Source organism: Enhygromyxa salina, assembly GCF_000737335.2.
Classification (GTDB): Bacteria; Myxococcota_A; Polyangia; order Nannocystales; family Nannocystaceae; genus Plesiocystis; species Plesiocystis salina_C.
Genome location: NZ_JMCC02000059.1, coordinates 80,638 through 101,879 on the forward strand (window position 1 = coordinate 80,638; position 21,242 = coordinate 101,879).

Genomic DNA, 21,242 nt, shown 5'->3' on the forward strand with positions numbered 1-21,242 from the left:
CCAGCTGAGCAAGTCCAGCTGAGGAAGTCGGACGCTCGCGCACGTCCATGGGGCGATGACGACGACCCGCACGCACATCCCCACCAACGCGATCGACGACGAGACCTTGGCCGAGATGTACGGGCTGTACGGTCCAAACCACCACGTCTCGCGCGGCGAGTTCTTCGAGCGCGTGCGCGGGCAATTCGACTACGTCGCGCTGTTTCGTCTGCGCCGCGGTCGGCGATTGATCGGCTTCACCGGCGTGCGGGCGCGGGTCCTGACCCTCGAGTCGGGCCAAGAGATCCCGACCGTCTACTCCGGCCTGTCGTTCATCCTTCCCGAGTTTCGCGGGGGGGCCCAGCTCGTGTACGTGCTCGCCTATCACGTGCTGCGCATGAAGCTTCGTCGGCCCCGCGCGACGGTGATCGTCTGGTCCGACAACATCAGCTACAAGCCCTACGTGCTGACGGCGCGCCACATCCGACGCTTCTACCCGTCGCGCTTCGTCGACACGCCCGCGGACATGGTCGAGCTGCGCGATCAGCTAGGTGCGCGCTACTACGGCGATCTCTACCAGCGCGAGACCGGCACGGTCCGCAAGCCTCAGGCCCGCCTCAAGGCCCACGTCGCGCCGATCGGCTCGCGCGAGCTCGCGGATCTAGACATCCAGTTCTACGCCGAGCACAACCCCGGCCACGCCCACGGCGATGGCTTACTGACCCTGATCCCCGCCGATCTGCGCAACGTGGTGGCCGGGCTCACCTATGGGATCTTGCGACCGCGGCAGGCGTCGTCACGTCGTGCGCGCGCCAGCGCCCAGCTGCGAGCCAAGGGCGCCTGATGAGCGTCACGATCGGACGACTAAACGCAGGCGTGCTGCAGCTCCCGTTTCGCGAGCGCTTCGTTCATGCGCTCGCCAGCCGTGCGGCGATGGCCTCGGTCTGGTGCCGCATCGAGGACGCCAACGGCGTCGGTGTTGGATGGGGCGAGGGCTGCCCGCGCAGCTATGTGACCGCCGAGCTGCTCGAGCCCTCGGCCGCGCAGCTGCGTAGCATGGCCGAACACCTGCGCGGCCACACGCTGCGCTCACTCGACGACATCACGGCGCTGCTCGACGAGCTGCTGCCAAGCGCGCCGTCGCTGCGCTGCGCGGTCGAGATGGCGCTGCTCGATCTGCTTGGGCGCGCGCGTGGACGCAGCGTCGCCGAGCTGCTCGGCGCGAGCGCGAGTCGAGTCCGCTACTCGGCGGTCATCTCGGCCGAGCAGCCAGCCAAGGTCACCCAGCTCGCGCGTCGCGGTGTCGCGCTGTCGTTCGCGGACTACAAGCTCAAGGTCGACGCCGAGCTCGAGCAAAACCTCGCCCGACTCGACGCCTTGCGCGAGGTCATCGGTCCCGAGCCCAGCGTGCGCGTGGACGCCAACGCGGCCTGGTCGCTGACCGAGGCTCCGGCCCACATCGAGGCCCTGCACGCCCGCGGCGTCACGCTGTTCGAGCAGCCGCTGCCGGTCGTGGCTGGCATCCCCGGCCACCGTCAGCTGCGGGCCCGGATCCCCGCGGCCGCCAAACTCATGGTCGACGAGAGCATCGTCAGCTGGGCCGATCTCAACACGCTGCTCGACGCCCGCGTGGTCGACCGCTTGCTGCTCAAGGTCAGCAAGCAGGGTGGACCGCTGCGCTGCCTGGCGTTCGCCCGGCGGGCGGCTGCGGCCGGTGTGCCGTGTCACCTCGGCAACCACGTTGGCGAGAGCTCGCTGCTGTCGGCCGCGGGGCGCGTGGTCGCCGGGGCCCATGCGTTCGAGACGGTCGAGGGCTCGTTTGGGCCGCTGCTGCTCGCCGCCGACATCGTCGCGGAGCCGCTGTGCTTCGGCGCGGGCGGCTGGGCCCCCGTGCGCTATGCGTCGGCGCCGGGCTGGGGGCTCGACGTCATGCTCGACTGGGACAACTTGTGATGAAGATCGAATGCACAACTGGCGAATCAGTCGAGATCCCGGGGAATCGCTGGTAGGGGCCAACTTGACCGACATGGCCAACTTGGAATTGCATCGAGCGCTCCTCGAGGAGCCGGTCCGACTTGCGGTGTGAGCGTCTAGATATGGCGCGGCTCGCCGGTGCAACGGCGTACGGGTTGGCCGCCTGGCTTTGACCCCGTGGCGGCTGGAGTCTCGGTCACGTAGGACTTGAAGATCATCGCCCCTCTCGCCTGAACGGGCGGCGACGACGCCACGGAGGTTTCCGCGGAAGCCTCCGCGTGCCGCCTTTAGCCCAATGCCGATCCGCCAGCTCAGCCAGTGCGCACATGAGAGGAACCCCGTGCCGCCCCAGGCTTCGTGGGCATCGAAGACCCGAAGCCGCGTGATGAGGGCATGCTCGGCGACATCGATCCGTGCAGCAAATGTAGCGATCTCATCGCCGATCGCCTGAAGCTGTTCCTGGCCCAACGATTCATACAATGTCACCGCATCGGACATTCACACATTGTATATAACCCGACGTTCAGGTCAAGTACCAATGAGACTCTTCAGGCATTTGAGTGAAACCATCATTAGCAGACCAGGTCTGGCAGCAAATCAAGTCCGCCGCGGTGGAAGAGGATCGTCCGTCGAAAACGCTCGCGGTTGCGGAAGCCTCTCGCGTCGTATTTGATCTCCTGGATCACCCCGTTGAGCCCCTCGGCCGTCGTGTTCGAGACGCCGAGGACGTGGGCCCGGATGATGCCGTAGAGCACCCTCGGCTTGCTGTAGGCGGCGGGGCTCGAACTCAACTAGCGCGACCGATATACTCGGTCCGATGCACAGGATCTCCACCCTCGCCACCTTCTCGTTCACCGTGCTCATCATGGGCAGCTCCGCGGTCGCCCTCGCCGACGAGCCGCCAGCGCGCGAGCACAACAAGAAATCTAGCGGCTGCTCGGTCGCGGCCGAGGACAACGCCGTGATCGGCCTCGCGGCGGGGGTGCTGTTGCTCTCGGGTGTGGCCCTGCGTCGGCGTTCATGAGCGCGCGCCCGCGCGGACGCGCCCCTATAATGGTGCGCAAGCTGTTACCCCCGTCGAGCTGCTGTCGCGTCTCGAAGCAGAGGCCGCGCGCTCGGCGAACCTCTGGTGGACCGTCGGGTATCAGCGCGAACCATCCGTCTCGGGCGGGGAGCCAGCGCAGGAGCTTGCGCTTGTGCGCGGACAGAGCCCAGCACGAAGCCTCCGAGCCGCCACCCTCCTACCCGCCTTGGCCGTCGCCCTGCCGGGACCAGCGAGCGGTCGTCACGGGTGGCGGTGCATGAGTGAGGTGGCGAAACGTGAGGCTGATCCGCGGGCCGGCGCCCGGCTCGGGCTTGATGCAGTGCTTGTGCGTGTGTTGCAGGTCAGCCGTCATGTAGAGCAGCGACCCCGCGGCCAGCGGCAGGTGGGTGTACTCGAAGTTGGGGTCAACACCTGCGCGCAGCCGCAGTGTCCGGGTCTCGCCCAGGCTGACAATGGCGATGCCGGTGTCGGGCGCCAGGATGGTCACGTCGTCCGTGTGCCAGCCGATGCTGTGCTCGCCCGTTGGGTAGTAGTTCATGAGGCAGTTGGTTGGCGTGAACCCAAACCGGGCCTCGACAGCGAGCGCGACGTCCCAGATGGCGGGCAGCCACGGTGCCTCGGGGTAGGAGGCGCCAGCGTAGTTGTAGGGGATGCCAAGGCTCGCCGTCTGGCGCGACCGCATCTGCTGCGTCCACGCCACCTCGTTTATCGCGGTGCGCAGCAGCTCGGCTGGGTCCGAAATGAAGTCGGGGATGTAGGTCCAACCTGTCGCCACGCGGATCGTCCGTCCTCAGTGCACGGACAAGCCATCCGCGTCGAGGTGTTCGTCTAGCAGATTATCGGACGCGCAGCCCAGATTGCCGCGGGCCAACCACGCACGAGCGGCGAAGCTGATCGGCCCGCCGCGGTCCCGCTTGGGGACCCGGCAGTGTCAGCGACGCAGCTTGGCGAACGGGTTGTTGGCGAAGCCGCCGTCGCGCCCAGCGTTGGGCTTGGCCTGACCACGCTTGCCTGGCCCTTGCTTCGCTGGCCCTGCACCAGCGGCCCCGCGCTCGCCGCTGCGTTGACCGCCGCGCTCGCTGGTACCCGAAGCTTGCTTGCCCGGCTCGCGCTTGGCCGACAGCGCGATCCGCTGACGCTCGAGATCCACCGTCAGCACCCGCACTTTCAGGCGGTCACCAACTTTGACGACCTTGCGCGGATCATCGACCCACTTGTCGCTGAGCTCGCTGACGTGCACGAGCCCGTCTTGGTGCACGCCCACGTCGACGAAGGCGCCAAAGTTGGTCACGTTGGTGACCACGCCCTCGAGCTGCATGCCGATCTGCAGATCGCTGACGGCGTGGACGTCGTCGCGAAATTGCGGGGCTTCAAACTGCGCCCGCGGGTCACGGCCGGGCTTGGCGAGCTCGGTGATGATGTCGCGCAGGGTTGGCTCGCCGACCTCACCGTCGACGTAGCGGGCGATGTCGATGCGCGAGACCAGCTGCGCATCGCCGACCAGCTGCCGACTCGAGACCCCGAGATCCGCGGCCATCCGCTCGACCAGGGCGTAGCGCTCGGGGTGCACGGCCGAGCGATCCAGCGGCTCTTGGCTCTCGCGCAGGCGCAGGAAGCCGGCGGCCTGCTCGAAGGTCTTGGGGCCAAGGCCGCTCACGCCCAGCAAGCTGGCGCGGCTGTCGAACGCGCCGTTGCGATCGCGGTGGGCGACGATCTGCTTGGCCAGGCCCTCGCCGATCCCAGCGACGTAGCTGAGCAGCGGCGCGCTGGCGGTGTTGAGCTCGACGCCGACTCGGTTGACGCAGGTCTCGATCACCTCGTGCAGCTTGCGGCGCAGCAGCGTCTGCTGGACGTCGTGCTGGTACTGGCCGACGCCGATCGACTTGGGATCGATCTTGACCAGCTCGGCCAGCGGATCTTGCAGGCGCCGCGCGATCGAGATCGCCCCGCGGATCGTGAGATCGAGATCCGGGAATTCTTCGCGCGCGACCTCGGAGGCCGAGTACACGCTGGCGCCGGCCTCGCTGACGCTGACGACCACGGGCCGCGACTCGGTGGGCAGCTCGAGCTGCGCGACGACCTGCCGGGCCAGCGCCTCGGTCTCGCGCCCGCCGGTGCCGTTGCCGACCGCGATCGCCCGCGGCTTGTGCTTTTGCACGAACTTGGCGAGCTCGCGGGCGGCCTTGTCCTCACCCTTGACCGGGTAGATCGTCACGGTCTCGAGGTACTGGCCGGTCGCGTCGACGGCCGCGCACTTGCAGCCGGTGCGCAGGCCAGGATCGATGCCGATCACCGGCACGCCGCCCAGCGGCGCCGCGAGCAGCAGGTTGCCAAGGTTGTCCGCGAACACCTCGACGGCCTCACGATCCGCGCGCTGCTTGAGCTCCACGCGAACGTCCATCTCCACGCCCACGCCCAAGCGCCCGCGCAGCGCCTTCTCGATCGCCGTGCGCAGCTCGGGCGCGAACGGTGAGACGTCGTCGAGCTGCATGGTCGACTCGAGCTGCGGCTGCAAGAACGCAGGGTCCACGTTGATCTTCGAGCGCAGCACGCCCTCTTTTTCACCGCGGCGGATCGCCAGGTACCGGTGCGAGGGGATCTTGGCCGTTGGCTCCGACCAGTCGAACCAGTCGTTGAACTTGCTGGGCGCCGCCGGGTCGACCCCCGGCATCGCGCGGGTCTCGAGCACGCCGCGCTCGGCGTAGTGCTGCCGCACGCTGGCGCGGATCTCGGGCTGCTCGACCACGGCCTCGATCACGATCTCGCGGGCGCCCGCCAGCGCCGCCGCGACGTCGGGCACCTCGAGCGCCGGGTTGACCAGCGCCGCGGCCTCTTGCTCGGGGGAGCTCTCGCGGGGCTGCGCCAGGATCCGATCTGCGAGCGGACCCAGCCCACGCTCGCGCGCGATCAGGGCCTTGCTGCGGCGCTTGGGCTTGAACGGCAGGTACAGATCTTCGAGCGCCTGCTTGGTCGTGGCCTCGCGGAGCTTGGCCTCGAGCGCGGGCGTGAGCTTGGCCTGCTCGCGGACCGAAGCCAGGATCGCTTCGCGGCGACTCTCGAGCTCCGCGAGGTAGGTGCGGCGCTCTTCGATCGCCCGGATCTGCACCTCGTCGAGGCCACCGGTGGCCTCCTTGCGGTAGCGCGCGATGAACGGAACCGTCGCGCCCTCGCTGAGCAGGTTGACGACGGCGAGCACACCGGCGGGCGCGAGGGCCAGCTCTGCCGCGAGCACGGGGACAGGATCGAAGGTCGGTTCCGAGTTGGGCGACGGCATGTCGGGACGGCGTGTCTACGGCCTGGATCCCGAGATTGCAAGCCCAACTTCGCGCAGAGATCTCGGCTGGATCTTCCGCCGCCACGCGGCCCATGCACAGGCGAAAATGTTGGAGAGTCGCTGACCCCGACGGTCACACCCGGCGGTCACACCCGGCGTCACACCCGGCGTCACACCCAGCCAAAACCCGCCGCAAGAACCACCGCGATATCGACTATCGATTGATTGTGCACCTCCACTTTGGGCGGTCGCCGAGCGCCAAGCAACAATCGAATCCGCGAACATCAATGTCATTGTGCGCTCCAACGCTTCGCTGCCCACGCCCAACCTGACAACCGATGCGCCGCTTTTATAGCTGGGCCCGAACCGAGCACTGCACCCCTGCGAGCTTCGAGCAGCCAACCTGCGAAGCGCAGCTGGTTCGGATCGTCTGTGAGGCACGCAGCGCCAACAAGCAAGTCGAGGTGATCGGCGCCCGGCATTCGTGGTCCGACATTGCGATGCCTTGCGAACGCGACTCCACCGATTGCATGCTCGTCAGCCTCGACGCCATGCAGGCGGTGCTCGAGGTCGACCCCGCGCGGGGCCGCGTGCGCGTGCAAGCGGGGATCCGGCTGCATCGCCTCAATGACGCCCTGGCCAAGCGCGGCTTGGCGCTGTCAATTGTCGGCTCGGTCGTCGAGCAGAGCCTCGCGGGCGTGCTGAGCACGGGCACCCATGGCTCCAGCCTGGTTCACGGCAACATCCCCAGCTTCGTCGTTGGGTTGCGGGTGATCACGGGCACCGGCGAGGTGCTCGAGATCCATGAGCACGATCCGCTGCTCGCCGCGGCTCGGGTTGGCCTGGGTGGACTTGGCATCATCACGCAGGTCAGCGGACATCCAGGCCATGTACCCAAGCGCGAAGGCGTTCGCGAACAAGCTGCGCGAGCTCGATCCCGACGGCGTGTTTCATGGCCGCTTGCTCGCGCGCGTGTTCCCGCGGGCGCCAGCCCGCGATCACGTCGCGCAGCAACCGTGAGCTACGGGATGAAGATGATCTGGCACGAGTTCGGGCAGTCGTCGTCGTTCACGTAGTTGCCGTCATCGCAGTCTTCCTCGCCCTGGACCACACCGTCGCCGCAGTACTCACCAAGCTTGCAGCCGGGCCCACACTCGCCGTAGCCGCCGTCGTTGACCCCGTCGTCGCACTGCTCACCCAGACCAACGATCCCGTCGCCGCAGATCGCCAGGCAGTTCGAGGGCGTGTTCGAGAAGCCGTCCAGCGTGAGGCGGAACGACGAGCCGTCCTGCTTGCGCTCGGCGTGGAACACGACGATCTCGTAGACGCCCCCGTCGGTCAGCCCGTAGGTGGCGGCCGCGGCGGGGTTGAGGGTCACGACGCCGCTCTCGGGGACGTGCACACCGCCAAGGTCCACGGCCAGCTTGTTGTTGACGAACACCCAGACGTCGTCGTCGCCCGTGAAGTCGAGCTGGGCGTTCGCGCCCGCGTCGTATTGGAACCAGTAGACGACCTCGGTCGTGAAGTGGAAGTTGTGGGTGCCGGCGCCGGGGACGATCTCGTCCTCCCAGGGCCAGTTGGGGTAGCCATAGGACGGCCCCACCCTGGCCTCGTAGCGCGGGTCGGGCAGCGCGCTTGGATGGTCGTCAATCGGAAAGAAGAAGGGCTGCCCGTCGTAGGTGACCTCGTCCGCGAAGCACCCAACGTTGGCGTCCCATGGGCAGGGCACGCAGCCCTGCATCAGGCACTCGGCCACGGTGTTGGCGGCCCACATCGCGTTTTCGTACGCGGTCCACGGCTCGCCGTTGGGGCCCCAGCGGTTGACGAAGCCACCCGCGCCGTTGTCGAACAGCACGAGGTCGCCAATGATCGTCGCGTTGTTGCCGTTGTCGGTGTACCACTCGGAGAAATTGGCGCTCTGACAGACCGGTGTGTTGCTGGGCACGGGCTTGCCCTGAGCGTTGAGCGTGGCCGCGACGCCGCCGGTCTGGAGGCCGTCGCACTGCACGGAGAAGTCCGAGTGGCTCGCGTTGAAGTCACGGAACACGGCGGGGACCCGCAGCACGCACTCCCCGTTGATCTGCTCGCACGAGTCTTCTTCTTCGCACTCGAACCCTTCCTCGACCGTGCACGTCGAGGAGCAGCCGTCGCCGTTGACGTTGTTGCCGTCGTCGCACTCCTCGTCGATGACCAGGCCATCGCCACACTCGGAGCTGCACCCTTCGTCGCCGGAGCAGTCGGGCTCGGCCTGACAGACCGAGGAGCAGCCGTCAAAGGGCAGCGTGTTGCCGTCGTCGCAGGCCTCGACCCCTTCCTTGATCCCGTCGCCGCAGGTCGTGGGCGTGCACATGCTGGGATCGTCCTCGCACTGCCACCCCTGCTCGATCTTGCAGTTCTCGGAGCAGCCATCGCCGTTCATGGTGTTGCCGTCGTCGCAGGGCTCTGGGGCGACGACGACGCCATCTCCACACAGCGCGATCTGGTGGCAGGGCTCACCGGGAGGGCTGCACTGCCAGCCCGCGGCGACGCACAGGCAGTCCGCCGAGCAACCATCGCCATCTTGGGTGTTGCCGTCGTCGCAGGCCTCGTCCTGGGTCAGGACGCCGTCTCCACAATTTTTGGGCAGCGGCACGCCCTCCATGCAGGTCTCGTCATTGGGCATGTCGAGCTTGGGGCCCTCGTCGCCGTCGCCATCACCGTCGCCGTCGCCGTCGCCGGTCGAGTCGCCGGTCGAGTCGCCGGTCCCGAAGCTGGTGCTGAATTGACCCGGGTCCCCATTGTTGGTGCAGGCTGTGGCAACGAGCACGCTGCCTGCGACGAGTGCAGAGGGGACGAATGATCGTTGGACAATCCGGGACAGCATGGGGGCTCCGATCTCCGCGTTGAGCGCGGCACGCATCGTCGAGTGGTGGCCACTCGCCACGAGTGGATGATTTTTTTCGACCCAAGCGTGCCGGTCACGCAACGTGCGCAGGCGTTGCGCAGGTGTTGCGCAGCCTCGTTCGCAGGCAAACTGAGCGAGGATCGGGCCGGGTCACGAAAATTCATCCGAACCCCGCCGCCAACACCCACACCTGCCTAAATGGCCGACCCCGCCTCGCGCCCGCGCCATCCGCTCGCCTGGGTGCCGACCGCCTACCTCGCCGAAGGCATCCCCTTCGCCATGGTCATCTGGGTCGCGGGGACCCTGTTCAAGGATCTTGGCCACTCCGACGGGGCGATCACGGTCGCGCTCGCGAGCATCGGCCTGGCGTGGTCGCTCAAACCATTTTGGGCGGCGTTCTTGGACATGTTCCGAACCAAGCGCTTCTTCGTGCTCACGATGGAGCTGTTGATGGCGGTGCTGCTTGGCCTGTTCGCCCTCGCGCTGCCGCTGCCAAACTACTTTCAGGTTGTCATTGCGATCTTGTGGGTGCTCGCGTTCGCCTCGGCAACGCAGGATATCTGCGTTGACGGTATCTATATTACGTCGCTCGATCCGGCCAACCAGGCCAAGTACATCGGCGTGCAGGGAATGGCCTGGAACGTGGGCCGCATCTTCGCAACCGCCGGCGTCGTCTGGATCGCTGGCACCCTGCAAGAACAAGCCAGCTACGCCCCCAAGACCGCGTGGGCGGTGGCCATGGGTCTCAGCGGCGCGACGATGGCCGCGCTCGCGCTCTACCACTTCGTGATGCTGCCACCCGGCTCGAAGACGACGAGCGCCCAATCCACCGAAGAGGTCGTGTCTACCTTCAAGGACACGGTCCGGGACTTCTTCCGCAAGGACAAGATCTGGGGGATGTTGGCGTTCGTGTTCTTGTTTCGCAGCGCCGAGGGGCTGCTGCTGATCGAGGCTCCCCTGTTCATCCAGGCCCCGCTCGAAGAGGGCGGCCTGGGCCTGACGCTCGTCCAAAAAGGCCTCATCGATGGCACGATCAGCACCGCGGTCAGCATCGTGGGCGGCCTGCTTGGCGGCGTGTTCGTGTCGCGCTACGGGCTCGCGCGCAGCTTGTTCTTCCTGGCCCTGTGCCTGAACGTCCCCAACCTCTGCTACGTGTACCTGAGCTGGGCGGGCGGCCCCGAGGCCCCGTTGTCGATGCAGACAATCGCGATCTTGATCACGATCGAGAAGTTCGGCTACAGCTTTGGGTTCGTGGGCAACATGCTGTACATGATGCAGCAGATCAGCCCGGGTCGTTATCACATGACGCACTACGCGTTTTGCACGGCGCTGATGAACCTGGTCCTGATCCCAACCCAGATGGCGAGCGGGCCGCTCGCGGACTGGATGGGCTACCGCAGCTACTTCATATTCGTCGTCGTCGCCACGATCCCCTCGCTGGTGGCGGCGAAGCTCGCACCGTTTCCCCGAGACCAAGCCACATCCAAGCAAGAACCACCATGACCGACTCTGGCTTTCCCGATGACTTCGTGTGGGGCGTCGCCACGTCCAGCTACCAGATCGAGGGCGCCGCCCAGGCAGACGGCCGCGGCGAGTCGATCTGGGATCGCTTCGCCAATACCCCGGGCAAGGTGATCGACGGCAGCAACGGCGACGTCGCGTGCGACCACTATCATCGCTTCGCGGAAGACGTCGCGCTCATGAAGTCGCTGGGCGTGCGCGCGTATCGGTTCTCGATCGCGTGGCCGCGGGTGTTGCCGCAGGGCCGCGGCGCGGTCAACCACAAGGGCCTGGACTTCTATTCGCGCCTGGTCGACGCCCTGCTCGAGGCCGGCATCCAACCGTTCGCAACCCTGTATCACTGGGATCTGCCCCAGGCCCTCGAGGACGAGGGCGGCTGGTCGAGCCGCTCGACAGCCGAGGCCTTCGTGCCCTACGTCGAGGCCGTCGTCGACCGCCTTGGTGACCGCGTGGGCGACTGGATCACCCACAACGAGCCGTGGTGCGCGAGCATGCTGGGCTACGAGCGGGGCATTCACGCGCCGGGTGTCGTCGACAAGGCCCGGGCGATCGCGGCCAGCCACCACCTGTTGCTCTCGCACGGCTGGGCCATGCCCGTGATCCGGGCCAAGTGTCCGGGCGCGCGCGCGGGGATCACCTTGAACCTTGGACCGATGCTGCCCGCGTCGGACAGCGCGGCCGATCACGACGCAGCCCGGCACGCAGACGGTCACTTCAATCGCTGGTTTCTGGATCCGGTGTTTGGCCGCGGCTACCCAGACGACATGGTCCGCGACTACGTGGCGCGGGGCTGCCTGCCCGCAGGCGGCATGACGATGGTCGAAGCGGGTGACCTAGAAGCGATCGCGGCGCGAACCGACTTTCTGGGCGTCAACTACTACAACCGCACGATCATCCGCAGCGAGGCGATCCCGGAGCACGAGAACGAGGCGCCCGTGCGCACGCTCGGGCCCGAGCAGGACTGGACCGAGATGGGCTGGGAGGTCTACCCGCCGGGGCTGCACCAGACCCTCATGCGCGTGCACCTGCACTACGGGCCGCGAAAGATGTACGTCACCGAGAACGGCTGCAGCTACTCGACCGGTCCCGACGCCACGGGCCGGATCGCAGACACCCGACGGGTCGCGTTCTTCCGCGACCACCTCCGCGCGGCCCATCGTGCGATCGCCGACGGGGCTCCCTTGGCGGGCTACTTCGCGTGGTCCTTGATGGACAACTACGAGTGGGAGCGCGGCTACGGACAGCGGTTTGGCATCGTCCACGTCGACTACGAGACCCAAGCTCGCACGCCCAAGGACAGCGCGGCCTTCTTGGCCAAGGTGTTCGCACAAAACGCCGTCCCGCAAGACTGAGGCCGGGTGACGAGGGGTCGTAAATCTTCATCCACTTGGCCGCCCCAGGGCCACGGCATGGGCATGGGCATCGCTCCGGTCCCCCAAATTGGCGCAGGATCCCTCGCCGGATGGCTGCTGACGATCTTCGTCCTCCCGGGCGGGGGCTGCACCGACCCGGTCGGCGACGGGGACACCAACGCTTCGATATCGACGCTTGGCGACTCGACTGGCGATGGTGATGGTGATGGTGATGGTGATGGCGATGGCGATGGCGATCCCGCGACGAGCGGCGACGGCGACGGCGATCCCACGACCAGTGGCGACGGCGACGGCGATCCCACGACCAGTGGCGACGGTGACGGCGACGGCGATCCAACGACCAGTGGCGACGGCGACGGCGACAACCCACCGATCACGCCCGGCGGCTACTACGTCAACGGCAACAAGATCTACGACGGCGATCACCAGATCCACATCTTTCGCGGCGTCGATCGGCCCTCGCTCGAGTGGAACCCCAACGGCGAGGGCATCTCGCAGGCCGACGTCGACCTCATCGCCAGCTGGAACGCCAACGTGATCCGCGTGGCGCTCAACCAGGGCTTTTGGCTCGAGGGCTCCGTCGTCTACGACCCCGGGTACCGGCAGCGCGTTGACGACTTGGTGGCGTGGTCCGAGGCCGCGGGCATGGACGTCATCTTGGACCTGCACTGGTCCGACAAGGGCAACCTGTCACAAGCCCCCGGCCAGCAGCGCATGGCGGATCAAAACTCGCGCACGTTCTGGCAGAGCGTGGCCGATCGCTACAAAGACGACGGGCGCGTGTTCTTCGAGCTCTACAACGAGCCGCACGACGTGAGCTGGTCCGTGTGGCTCAACGGCGGCGACTCGGGTGACGGCTTTCAGGTCGTGGGCATGCAAGAGCTCTACGACACGGTTCGCGACGCGGGCGCGGACAACCTGGTGCTCATTGGCGGGGTTCGCTACGCCTACGACCTCTCGGGCGTGCCCGACCACCGCGTCGAGGGCTACAACATCGTCTACACCGCGCACCCCTACGACTTCGGCGACAAGCAGCCGGCCGCGTGGAACGCCGACTGGGGCTTCCTGGCCGAGACCGACCCGATCTTCGTCACGGAGTTCGGCAGCTTCGACTGCAACCCATCGTACTCGCAGCAATTGATCAATTACGCGGAGCAGCGGGGCCTGTCGTGGTCGGCGTGGGCCTGGTACCCGGGGGGCTGTGGCTTCCCCGCGCTGATCGAGAACTGGTCCGGCGTCCCCTCGGCGACCGGACAGATCGTAAAGACGGCCCTCGAGGCCAATTGACCGACGGAGAACGAACATGCGAATCCAAGCCACCCAAGCCACCCAAGTCGCCCACGTCGTATTGTGTGCAACTGTCACCGTGGTCGTGGCCTGTGCCGGCGACTCCGAGTCGGACAGCAGCTTCATCACCCTGAGCGGCTACACCAACAACGAGCTCGGCGACGGTGACGGCGACGGCGAGACCGGCGACGGCGACGGCGACGACGACCCAAGCACGACCGGTGACGGTGACGGCGACGGCGATCCAACCACCGGTGACGGCGACGGCGACACCACCACCACCGGCGACGGCGACGGCGACATCCCGATCAATCCCGACGACATGATCGACAACTTCGAGGACGGCGACGGCGCGCTGATCCCCAACAACGGGCGCCAGGGCTACTGGTACACCTTCAACGACGCCACCGAGGGCGCCACGCAGACCCCCGCCGCGGACGTGGTCCTGCCCGAGTCCGGCGGCGCGGCCGGTACCAGCATGGCCATGCACACGACCGGCAGCGGCTTCGCCGAGTGGGGCGCGGGGATCGGCATCGACCTCAACAACGCGGGCGATCCCGAAGGCGGCAGCGGCATCAAGATGATCCACGACGCCTCGGGGTTCACCGGCATCGCGCTGATGGCCAAGGGCAACGGGCAGGTCCGGGCCGCGGTCCAGATCGAAGCGACGGTCCCGCCCGAGGAAGGGGGCACCTGCGAGATGGACTGCGATCCCCACGGCAAGGTCTTGTTGCTCTCGGACGAGTGGCAGCAGTTCACCCTGCCCTTCGCGCAGCTCAACCAAGAGGGATGGGGGACCCCGGCCGCGTGGGACGCGGCCAAGGTCGTCGGCATCCAGTTCAAGGTCGCCAAGGACACCAACTTCGACTTCTGGGTCGACGAGATCGGCTTTTACTGAGCGCCCGTCACCCCGGGCAACGGGCTCGCGTGAACGCCGCTACTCAAACCTTCATCCATTTGCGTAGGGAGCAGACCACTGCCTCCGGTATGCAGCCGGTTCGCCTCGCGGCCCCCGGATTTGGCGCTGGACGCCTCGCTGGGTGCTTCATTGCCCTCTTCGCCCTTCACCTGGGCGGTTGCGGCGACTACGGATACGGCCCGGCCGACGACGAAGAAGGCAACGCGTCCACCAGCGGCGACGCGAACGGCGATGGCGATGGCGACCCGAGCGGCGACGGTGATGGCGACGGTGATGGCGACGGCGAGATTCCGCCGATCACGCCCGGTGGCTACTACGTCAAGGGCAACAAGATCTACGACGCCAACCACCAGGTCCACGTGTTTCGCGGCGTCGACCGGCCCTCGCTCGAGTGGGATCCAAACGGCGAGGGCATCTCGTCGGCCGACATTGATCTCATTGCGAGCTGGAACGCCAACGTGATCCGCGTGGCGATCAACCAGGGCTTTTGGCTCGAGGGATCCGTCGTCTACAACTCAGGCTACCGCGAGCGCGTTGACGAGCTGGTGCAGTGGTCCAAGGCCGCGGGCATGGACGTCATCTTGGATCTGCACTGGACCGACAGGGGCAACCTGTCCGAAGTCCCGGCCCAGCAGCGCATGGCGGACCAAAACTCGCGCGCGCTGTGGCAGAGCGTGGCCGCGCGCTACAAAGACGACGGCCGGGTGTTCTTCGAGCTCTACAACGAGCCGCACGACGTCAGCTGGCCCGTGTGGCTCAACGGCGGCGACTCGGGTGACGGCTTTGAGGTCGTGGGCATGCAAGAGCTCTACGACACGGTTCGCGACGCGGGCGCAGACAACCTGGTGCTCGTGGGCGGGCTCCGCTACGCCTACGATCTCTCCGGCGTGCCCGACCACCGCGTCGAGGGCTACAACATCGTCTATACCTCGCACCCCTACGATTTCGGCGACAAGCAGCCAGCTGGGTGGACTGACGATTGGGGCTTTTTGGCCGACACCGACCCGATCTTCATCACGGAGTTCGGCAGCTTCGACTGCGACGCGGGGTATTCTCAGCAACTCATCGACTACGCGGAGCAGCGGGGGCTGTCTTGGTCCGCGTGGGCCTGGTACCCAGGTGGCTGCGGGTTCCCCGGCCTCATCGAAGACTGGTCGGGTACCCCCTCTGCAACTGGACAAATCGTAAAGACGGCCCTTCAGGCCAATTGACGGACGGAGAACAAAACATGCGAACCAAAACCATTGTCATGTTGTGCGCCACCCTCACGCTGGGCCTGGCCTGTGGCGACTCCACTTCGGGCGAGGGCTACACCAGCGCCGGCGACGGTGACGGCGACGGCGACGGCGACACCACGGGTGACGGCGACGGCGACGGCGACGACACGGGTACCGGCGACGGTGACGGCGACGGCGACGCGATCATGATCGATCCCGACAACATGATCGACAACTTCGAGGATGGCGACGGATCGCTGATCCCCAATGGCGGTCGCCAGGGCTACTGGTACACCTTCAACGACGCCACCGAGGGCGCCACGCAGACGCCCGCTGACGACATGGTCCTGCCAGAGGCTGGCGGCGCGGCCGGTACCGCCATGGCCATGCACACGACCGGCAGCGGGTTCGCCGAGTGGGGCGCCGGGATCGGCATCGACCTCAACAACGCGGGCGATCCCGAGGGCGGCAATGGCATCAAGATGGCCTACGACGCCTCTGGGTTCACCGGCGTCGTGCTGCGGGCCAAGGGCAACGGGCAGATCCGGGCCGCGGTTCAGATCGAAGCGACGATCCCACCCGAAGAGGGGGGCACCTGCGCGATGGACTGCGACCCGCACGGCAAGGTCTTGCTGCTCTCGGACGAGTGGCAGCAGTTCACGCTCACCTTCGATCAGCTCAACCAAGAGGGTTGGGGTACGCCGGCCGTGTGGGACGCGTCCAAGATCGTCGGCATCCAGTTCAAGGCCGCCAAGAACACCGAGTTCGACTTCTGGGTCGACGAGATCGGCCTTTACTGAGCCCGAACATGAACCGCCACGCGCTATGCGGAGTGCTCGCGCTGGTCGCCCTTGGGCCAGCGTGCGCGCTCATGGACTCTGACCCGGCGTCGACCCAGCGTCGGGGCTCGACGCAGGCGATCGCGTGTACGCGCGCGGCGGTGATCGAAGACGGTGAGAACAACGACCACCAAGTGGTCGTGCACGCCGACCGCAACGGCTACATCTACACCTTTCGCGCGGGCGACACCCAGCTCGAGCCAACCCCAGGGGCCGACGGCGGCGTGTTCACAATGAGCCTTGGCGGCGCGAACGGGTCGCAGCACGCCGCGCGCATGCACGGCACGGTTGGCGGTGACCCAAGCGCGTTCGCGGGGTTGGGGTTCAATTTCACCGAGCCCCAGGCCGGCTACGACGCGTCGCAGTACGAGGGCATCTCGTTCTTCGCCCGCCGCTCAGCGGACTCCACCGGCAGCGTGCGGCTCAAGATCCCCGACCGCGCGACCTCGCCCGAAGCTGGCGAGTGCACGGAGTGCTTCAACGACTTCGGGGTTGATCTGCAGCTGACCGAGGAGTGGCAGCACTACGTGTTTCGCTTCGACGAGCTCGCGCAGCTCGCCGGTTGGGGCGCCCCACGCCCGGCAAGGATCGACGCGTCCGCGCTCTACGGGGTCCAATTCCAGGTGATGAGCCCCGGCGCAAGCTTCGACATCTGGGTCGATGACCTGGCCTTCGTCGGCTGCGCCGGGCAGGCCGCGCAGGCTGAGCTGGTCCCACGCACCAACGTGGACGAGCCAGAGATCAACGGTGATCACGATCTGATCCGCAACGCGCAATTCGACGCGGGCGCCCTCGCGCCGTGGGTGCTCACGCTCGGGCCCCAAGCTTCGGCGCAGGTCGAGATCAACGAGGGGCGCGCGTGCGTGAACATCGAAGCGCCAGGCCAGCGCAGCTCGGACGTGCAATTGCGGCATCGGGTTCGGCTCGAGGACGCCCACGTCTACCTGTCTGAATTCGTCGCTCGCGCCTCCACGCCAACCCCCGTGCGCGCGCGGGTTGGCAGCGCGGGGCCCCCCTACGTGGACTACTGGGCCAGCAGCGCCGAAGTCGACTCGACCGACCAGCGCTTCATTGGCCACTTCAAGAAGCCAAGCGACGGCGCGCAGCTGACCGAGCTCAGCTTGCAGCTGGGCGGCCCGGCAGCGCGCGCGGGCGCACGGGTCTGCTTTGACCGCATCTCGCTGTCGGATCCCGAGTTCACACCACCCCCACCCTCGGTCTCGGAGCGGGCCCCCCGGGTCCGCGTCAACCAGGTTGGGTACGCGCCCGGACACGAAAAGCTCGCCGTGCTCGCAACGGCAGACAAACAGCCGATCGCCTGGGCGCTTCGCCGCAAGGACGGCTCGATCGCAGCTGAAGGCAAGACCCACGTCCACGGCGAAGATCCAGCCTCGGGCGAGTTCCTCCACCACATCGACTTCTCGACGTTCAACGAGCCCGGCGAGGGCTATGCGATCGCCGTGGGTGATCAGCTCAGCCCGCCCTTCACGATCGGTGGCCAGCTCTACAAGACCCTGCGCGGCGACGCGCTCGCGTACTTCTATTACAACCGCAGCGGGATCCCGATCGAGATGCCTTACGCCGGTCACCCGCGGTGGGCCCACGGGGTCGGCCACCCAAGCGACGCCAAGGCGGCATGCCGGGCCGACAGCGGCTGCAACTACACGCTGGATGTCTCGGGCGGTTGGTACGACGCGGGCGACCACGGCAAGTACGTCGTCAACGCGGGCATCTCTGTGTGGACGCTGCTGAACCTGTGGGAGCGCGCCAACGCGAAGGGCCGCGCCCGCATGGGTGATGGCACGCTCCGCATCCCCGAGGCCAACAACGGCGTGCCGGATCTGCTCGACGAGGTGCGCTGGGAGGTCGAGTGGATGCTGCGCATGCAGGTTCCAGCCGGCCAGCCACACGCGGGCTTGGCCCACCACAAGATCCACGAAGACTCATGGACGGGGCTGCCACATGATCCCGCGATCGAGGCCGCGCCGCGCTATCTGCATCGGCCAAGCACGGCGGCGGGCCTGAACCTCGCGGCCGCGGCCGCCCAGGCTGCCCGGGTGTGGCGCAAGCTGGACCCCGCGTTCTCCAAGCAATGCCTGGCCGCGGCCGAGCGGGCCTACGCGGCCGCCGTCGCCGAGCCCGAGCTGTTCGCCCCCAGCGATGACAACATTGGCGGCGGCCCCTACGACGACAAGGATCTGTCCGACGAGTTTTACTGGGCGGCCACGGAGCTGTTCGTCACCACTGGCAAGGCGGACTACGCCAAGGCCATGAAGTCGTCCAAGCACTTCGGCCGGGTCCTGGGCCCGAACGCGAGCGGCGACGGGGCGCAGGCCTCAATGAGCTGGCAGCAAGTCGGCAGCCTGGGCACGCTCACGCTCGCGGTCGTGTCCAACGAGCCAGCTGAAAAATTGGCCGACAAGCTGGGCGACAAGCTGGGAGACAAGGGCCTCGAGCGGGCTCGCGCCGCCGTGGTCGAAGCGGCGAAGGGCTACCTGCACCACGTGAACGCCGAGGGCTACCCCGTCCCGCTCACCGCTGGCGGCGCTGCAAAGTACCCGTGGGGCAGCAATTCGCTGGTCCTGAACAACATGGTGATCTTGGGCCTCGCGCACCAGATCACCGGCGACAACGCGTACCTCGAGGGCATGCTGCAAGGCATGGACTACCTGCTTGGCCGCAACCCCAACTCGCAGTCCTACGTCAGCGGCTACGGCACCTACCCGCTGTTGAACCCGCACCACCGCCACTGGGCCGCGCAGATCGACGCCGCGTTCCCGCCACCGCCACCCGGGGCGATCTCGGGCGGGCCAAACTCCGACTTGCAAGATCCCCACGCGCAGCAGGCCGGCCTGCCCGGGTGCCCGCCCATGAAGTGCTTCGTGGACCACATCGAGTCGTGGTCGACAAACGAGGTTGCGATCAACTGGAACGCCCCCTTCGCGTGGGTCGTCGCCTACCTCGACGACAACCTGCGCCCCTGATCGCGCAGACCGCGACGGGCCACGACGGACCGGCAGACCTCCGGGTCGCCCGCGCTTGTTCGTCGCGTGAGCCCGGCCATGCCGCCGACCGTGGGCCGAGCCAAGGCTGGAAAAATATCATCCATTCGGACCGCATGGCCCCACCGAATGCTGAGGGCGTGTCGGGCCTGGCACGTTATCGGACTCCCCCATGCTGCCTTGGATATCTCAACGCTCATTTCTCCCCTCTGGGTTGCTCGCGGGCAGCCTCGCCGTCGTTGGCTGCGCCGACCCAGACCAGGGTGCAGACGATCGCTACGGCGAGGCCGGCAGCCTCCCCTTCAGCACCAGCGACAGCGACTCGAGCGGTGACGGCGACGGCGATGGCGATGGCGACGGCGGGCCCAAGTTCGACATGGACGAGAACGACACCGAGGGCATGGGCTGCGAGGGTGAGCCCGGCGGCCCTGGCCCTGGCGGCGAGATCGAGTTCTCCAACATCTGGATCGCCAACTCGCCCGACGGGACAATCTCGAAGATCGACACGCTGAGCGCGACCGAGATCGGCCGGTTCCAGGTCACGCCGCAGCCAGCCAACAACGTGCTCGTTGGGCCTTCGCGGACCTCGGTCAGCCTGTATGGCGACATGGCCGTGGCCGACCGCAGCGGCGGATTGGCCAAGATCTTCGCGCGCCAAGAAGACTGCGTTGACGCCAACAACAACGGGCAGATCGACACCTCGACCAACAACGTCCCGCGGCCCTACGGCGAAGACGAATGCCTGGCGTGGCGCATCCAGATCCCGCGGATGCCAGGCGTATACGACGATCGACGGGGCCCGCGCGCCGTGCAGTGGACACTCCCCGACGGGATCGAGAGCTGCGACTTCACCGGCGCGAAGGTCTGGGTCGCCTTCTGCAACGAGGCCAACAACGACGGCACCGTCTGGCTGGTCGACGGGCAGACCGGCGACGTCGACGTGGAGATCCCCATCCCGGGGATGATGTGCGAAATGATGGGCCCCTACGGCGGCGGCCTCGACAAGCACAACAATTTTTGGTTCGTCGAGAACGACACGCGCAAGGCCTTGTACGTGGCCAAGTATGGCTGCGAGCCCGGTGGCAGCGAGGAATGTTGGGAGGTCTACGACCGCCCCGACGCCAACATGGATCCCTACGGCATCACCGTTGACTCGACCGGCCGGGTCTGGATGGCCGGGCAGAACAACAGCCTCTACTACTACGACTCCGTCAACGGCGATTGGGCCAACTTCAAGGCCGATCTCGACGCCTTCTTTGCCAACAAGGGCAACCCCACCAACATCTTGCGTGGCCTGATGATGGACAGCAACGAGGTGCTGTGGATCGCAACGGTGCAGGAGTTTGGCGGTGGTCAGTTCCCCGGCGTGCTGAAGGTCGACACGACCCAAGATCCCTTCGTGTACGAGTACTTTAGTAAAGAGACGCTTGGCGACCAGCTGCAGCACGCGGCCGGGATCAGCATCGACGTCGAGGGCTATGTGTGGCTGGTCGACACCTTCAGCAACGCCGCCTACAAGATCCACCCGGACAACCCCAGCAATTACACCCGCGTCGAGGGGCTCAACCAGCCATACACCTACAGTGACATGACTGGGTTCGCGCTGAACCTCGTCGGTTTCCCGCCGGAGGGCTGAGCCCCCCCCGCCGCCACAATCGAGCTGTCCATGCCTCGTTCTCGATCGACTCCATTCGCCTTGCTGCTCGCTCTTGGGCTGGTTTTGTCGTGCAAGACTCAAGTTGACGGTGACTGGCCGTTTGCTGCGTCTGCGACCGAGACCACCGCGGAAGACTCGCTCGGCGACGGCGACGGCGACGGCGACACCAATCCCACCGGCGACGGCGACGGTAACTCGGGCGACGGCGACGGCGAGCCCACGGGCGACGGCGACGGCGATTCGGGCGACGGCGACGGCGACGGCGACTCGG

17 protein-coding genes are annotated in these 21,242 nt (G+C 67.0%); 13 read left to right on the top strand and 4 right to left on the bottom strand.

Going from position 1 to position 21,242, the window contains the following annotated elements; genetic code table 11:
• Nucleotides 1-55 precede the first annotated feature (55 nt).
• Nucleotides 56-823, top strand: coding sequence for a hypothetical protein (locus DB30_RS22220; RefSeq protein ID WP_052552263.1), 768 nt, complete (start codon nucleotides 56-58; stop codon nucleotides 821-823).
• Nucleotides 823-1,932: a mandelate racemase/muconate lactonizing enzyme family protein gene (locus DB30_RS22225; protein ID WP_052552265.1), complete on the top strand. Its 1,110-nt coding sequence runs from the start codon at nucleotides 823-825 to the stop codon at nucleotides 1,930-1,932. Before DB30_RS22220 ends, DB30_RS22225 begins: the two co-directional genes overlap by 1 nt.
• Nucleotides 1,933-2,525: 593 nt before the next feature.
• On the opposite strand, the gene DB30_RS22230 is transcribed toward DB30_RS22225, so the two are convergent.
• Nucleotides 2,526-2,708 carry a transposase gene (locus DB30_RS22230; RefSeq protein ID WP_052552268.1) on the bottom strand — a complete coding sequence of 61 codons (183 nt, stop codon included), beginning with the start codon at nucleotides 2,706-2,708 and terminating at the stop codon, nucleotides 2,526-2,528.
• 62 nt (nucleotides 2,709-2,770) lie between these two features.
• Between DB30_RS22230 and DB30_RS22235 the strand changes: the two genes are divergently transcribed.
• Nucleotides 2,771-2,977, top strand: a complete 207-nt coding sequence (locus DB30_RS22235; protein ID WP_052552270.1) for a hypothetical protein — start codon at nucleotides 2,771-2,773, stop codon at nucleotides 2,975-2,977.
• Nucleotides 2,978-3,194: 217 nt separating this feature from the next.
• Here DB30_RS22235 and DB30_RS22240 read toward each other — a convergent pair whose 3' ends face one another.
• Together DB30_RS22240 and DB30_RS22245 are read right to left on the bottom strand one after the other, a co-directional pair.
• Nucleotides 3,195-3,773 carry an alpha-ketoglutarate-dependent dioxygenase AlkB gene (locus DB30_RS22240; RefSeq protein WP_052552273.1) on the bottom strand — a complete coding sequence of 193 codons (579 nt, stop codon included), beginning with the start codon at nucleotides 3,771-3,773 and terminating at the stop codon, nucleotides 3,195-3,197.
• Between the two features lie 156 nt (nucleotides 3,774-3,929).
• Nucleotides 3,930-6,272 carry a Tex family protein gene (locus DB30_RS22245; RefSeq protein ID WP_052552277.1) on the bottom strand — a complete coding sequence of 781 codons (2,343 nt, stop codon included), beginning with the start codon at nucleotides 6,270-6,272 and terminating at the stop codon, nucleotides 3,930-3,932.
• A 338-nt stretch (nucleotides 6,273-6,610) separates the two neighbouring features.
• On the opposite strand from DB30_RS22245, the gene DB30_RS22250 reads away from it, so the two are divergent.
• The gene (locus tag DB30_RS22250) at nucleotides 6,611-7,348 is read left to right on the top strand and encodes an FAD-binding protein (RefSeq protein ID WP_146660090.1); all 738 of its coding nucleotides are present in this window, start codon (nucleotides 6,611-6,613) and stop codon (nucleotides 7,346-7,348) included.
• Here DB30_RS22250 and DB30_RS22255 read toward each other — a convergent pair.
• Complete coding sequence (locus DB30_RS22255) at nucleotides 7,294-9,135, bottom strand: DUF4215 domain-containing protein (protein ID WP_146660092.1); 1,842 nt, start codon at nucleotides 9,133-9,135, stop codon at nucleotides 7,294-7,296. The two genes, DB30_RS22250 and DB30_RS22255, sit on opposite strands and share 55 nt — an antisense overlap.
• Before the next feature lie 219 nt (nucleotides 9,136-9,354).
• On the opposite strand from DB30_RS22255, the gene DB30_RS22260 reads away from it, so the two are divergent.
• The 9 genes from DB30_RS22260 to DB30_RS41595 form a co-directional block, all read left to right on the top strand.
• A complete protein-coding gene (locus tag DB30_RS22260) occupies nucleotides 9,355-10,659 on the top strand; it encodes an MFS transporter (protein ID WP_052552285.1) in 1,305 nt (434 codons plus the stop codon).
• Nucleotides 10,656-12,029, top strand: a complete 1,374-nt coding sequence (locus tag DB30_RS22265) for a GH1 family beta-glucosidase (RefSeq protein WP_052552287.1) — start codon at nucleotides 10,656-10,658, stop codon at nucleotides 12,027-12,029. Before DB30_RS22260 ends, DB30_RS22265 begins: the two co-directional genes overlap by 4 nt.
• A 63-nt stretch (nucleotides 12,030-12,092) precedes the next feature.
• Nucleotides 12,093-13,337 (top strand): glycoside hydrolase family 5 protein, encoded by a 1,245-nt coding sequence (locus DB30_RS22270; protein WP_146660094.1) that lies wholly within the window; start codon nucleotides 12,093-12,095, stop codon nucleotides 13,335-13,337.
• A gap of 16 nt (nucleotides 13,338-13,353) precedes the next feature.
• Nucleotides 13,354-14,235, top strand: a complete 882-nt coding sequence (locus tag DB30_RS22275; protein ID WP_052552291.1) for a CIA30 family protein — start codon at nucleotides 13,354-13,356, stop codon at nucleotides 14,233-14,235.
• Nucleotides 14,236-14,324: 89 nt separating this feature from the next.
• Nucleotides 14,325-15,467, top strand: coding sequence for a glycoside hydrolase family 5 protein (locus tag DB30_RS22280; RefSeq protein ID WP_052552292.1), 1,143 nt, complete (start codon nucleotides 14,325-14,327; stop codon nucleotides 15,465-15,467).
• Between the two features lie 38 nt (nucleotides 15,468-15,505).
• A complete protein-coding gene (locus tag DB30_RS22290) occupies nucleotides 15,506-16,273 on the top strand; it encodes a hypothetical protein (RefSeq protein WP_052552295.1) in 768 nt (255 codons plus the stop codon).
• 8 nt (nucleotides 16,274-16,281) lie between these two features.
• Nucleotides 16,282-19,296: a glycoside hydrolase family 9 protein gene (locus DB30_RS22295; RefSeq protein WP_146660098.1), complete on the top strand. Its 3,015-nt coding sequence runs from the start codon at nucleotides 16,282-16,284 to the stop codon at nucleotides 19,294-19,296.
• A gap of 190 nt (nucleotides 19,297-19,486) precedes the next feature.
• Nucleotides 19,487-20,950, top strand: coding sequence for a Vgb family protein (locus DB30_RS22300; protein ID WP_146660100.1), 1,464 nt, complete (start codon nucleotides 19,487-19,489; stop codon nucleotides 20,948-20,950).
• Between the two features lie 60 nt (nucleotides 20,951-21,010).
• The coding region (locus DB30_RS41595) for a hypothetical protein (protein WP_205633040.1) at nucleotides 21,011-21,242 on the top strand (232 nt) is incomplete at its 3' end.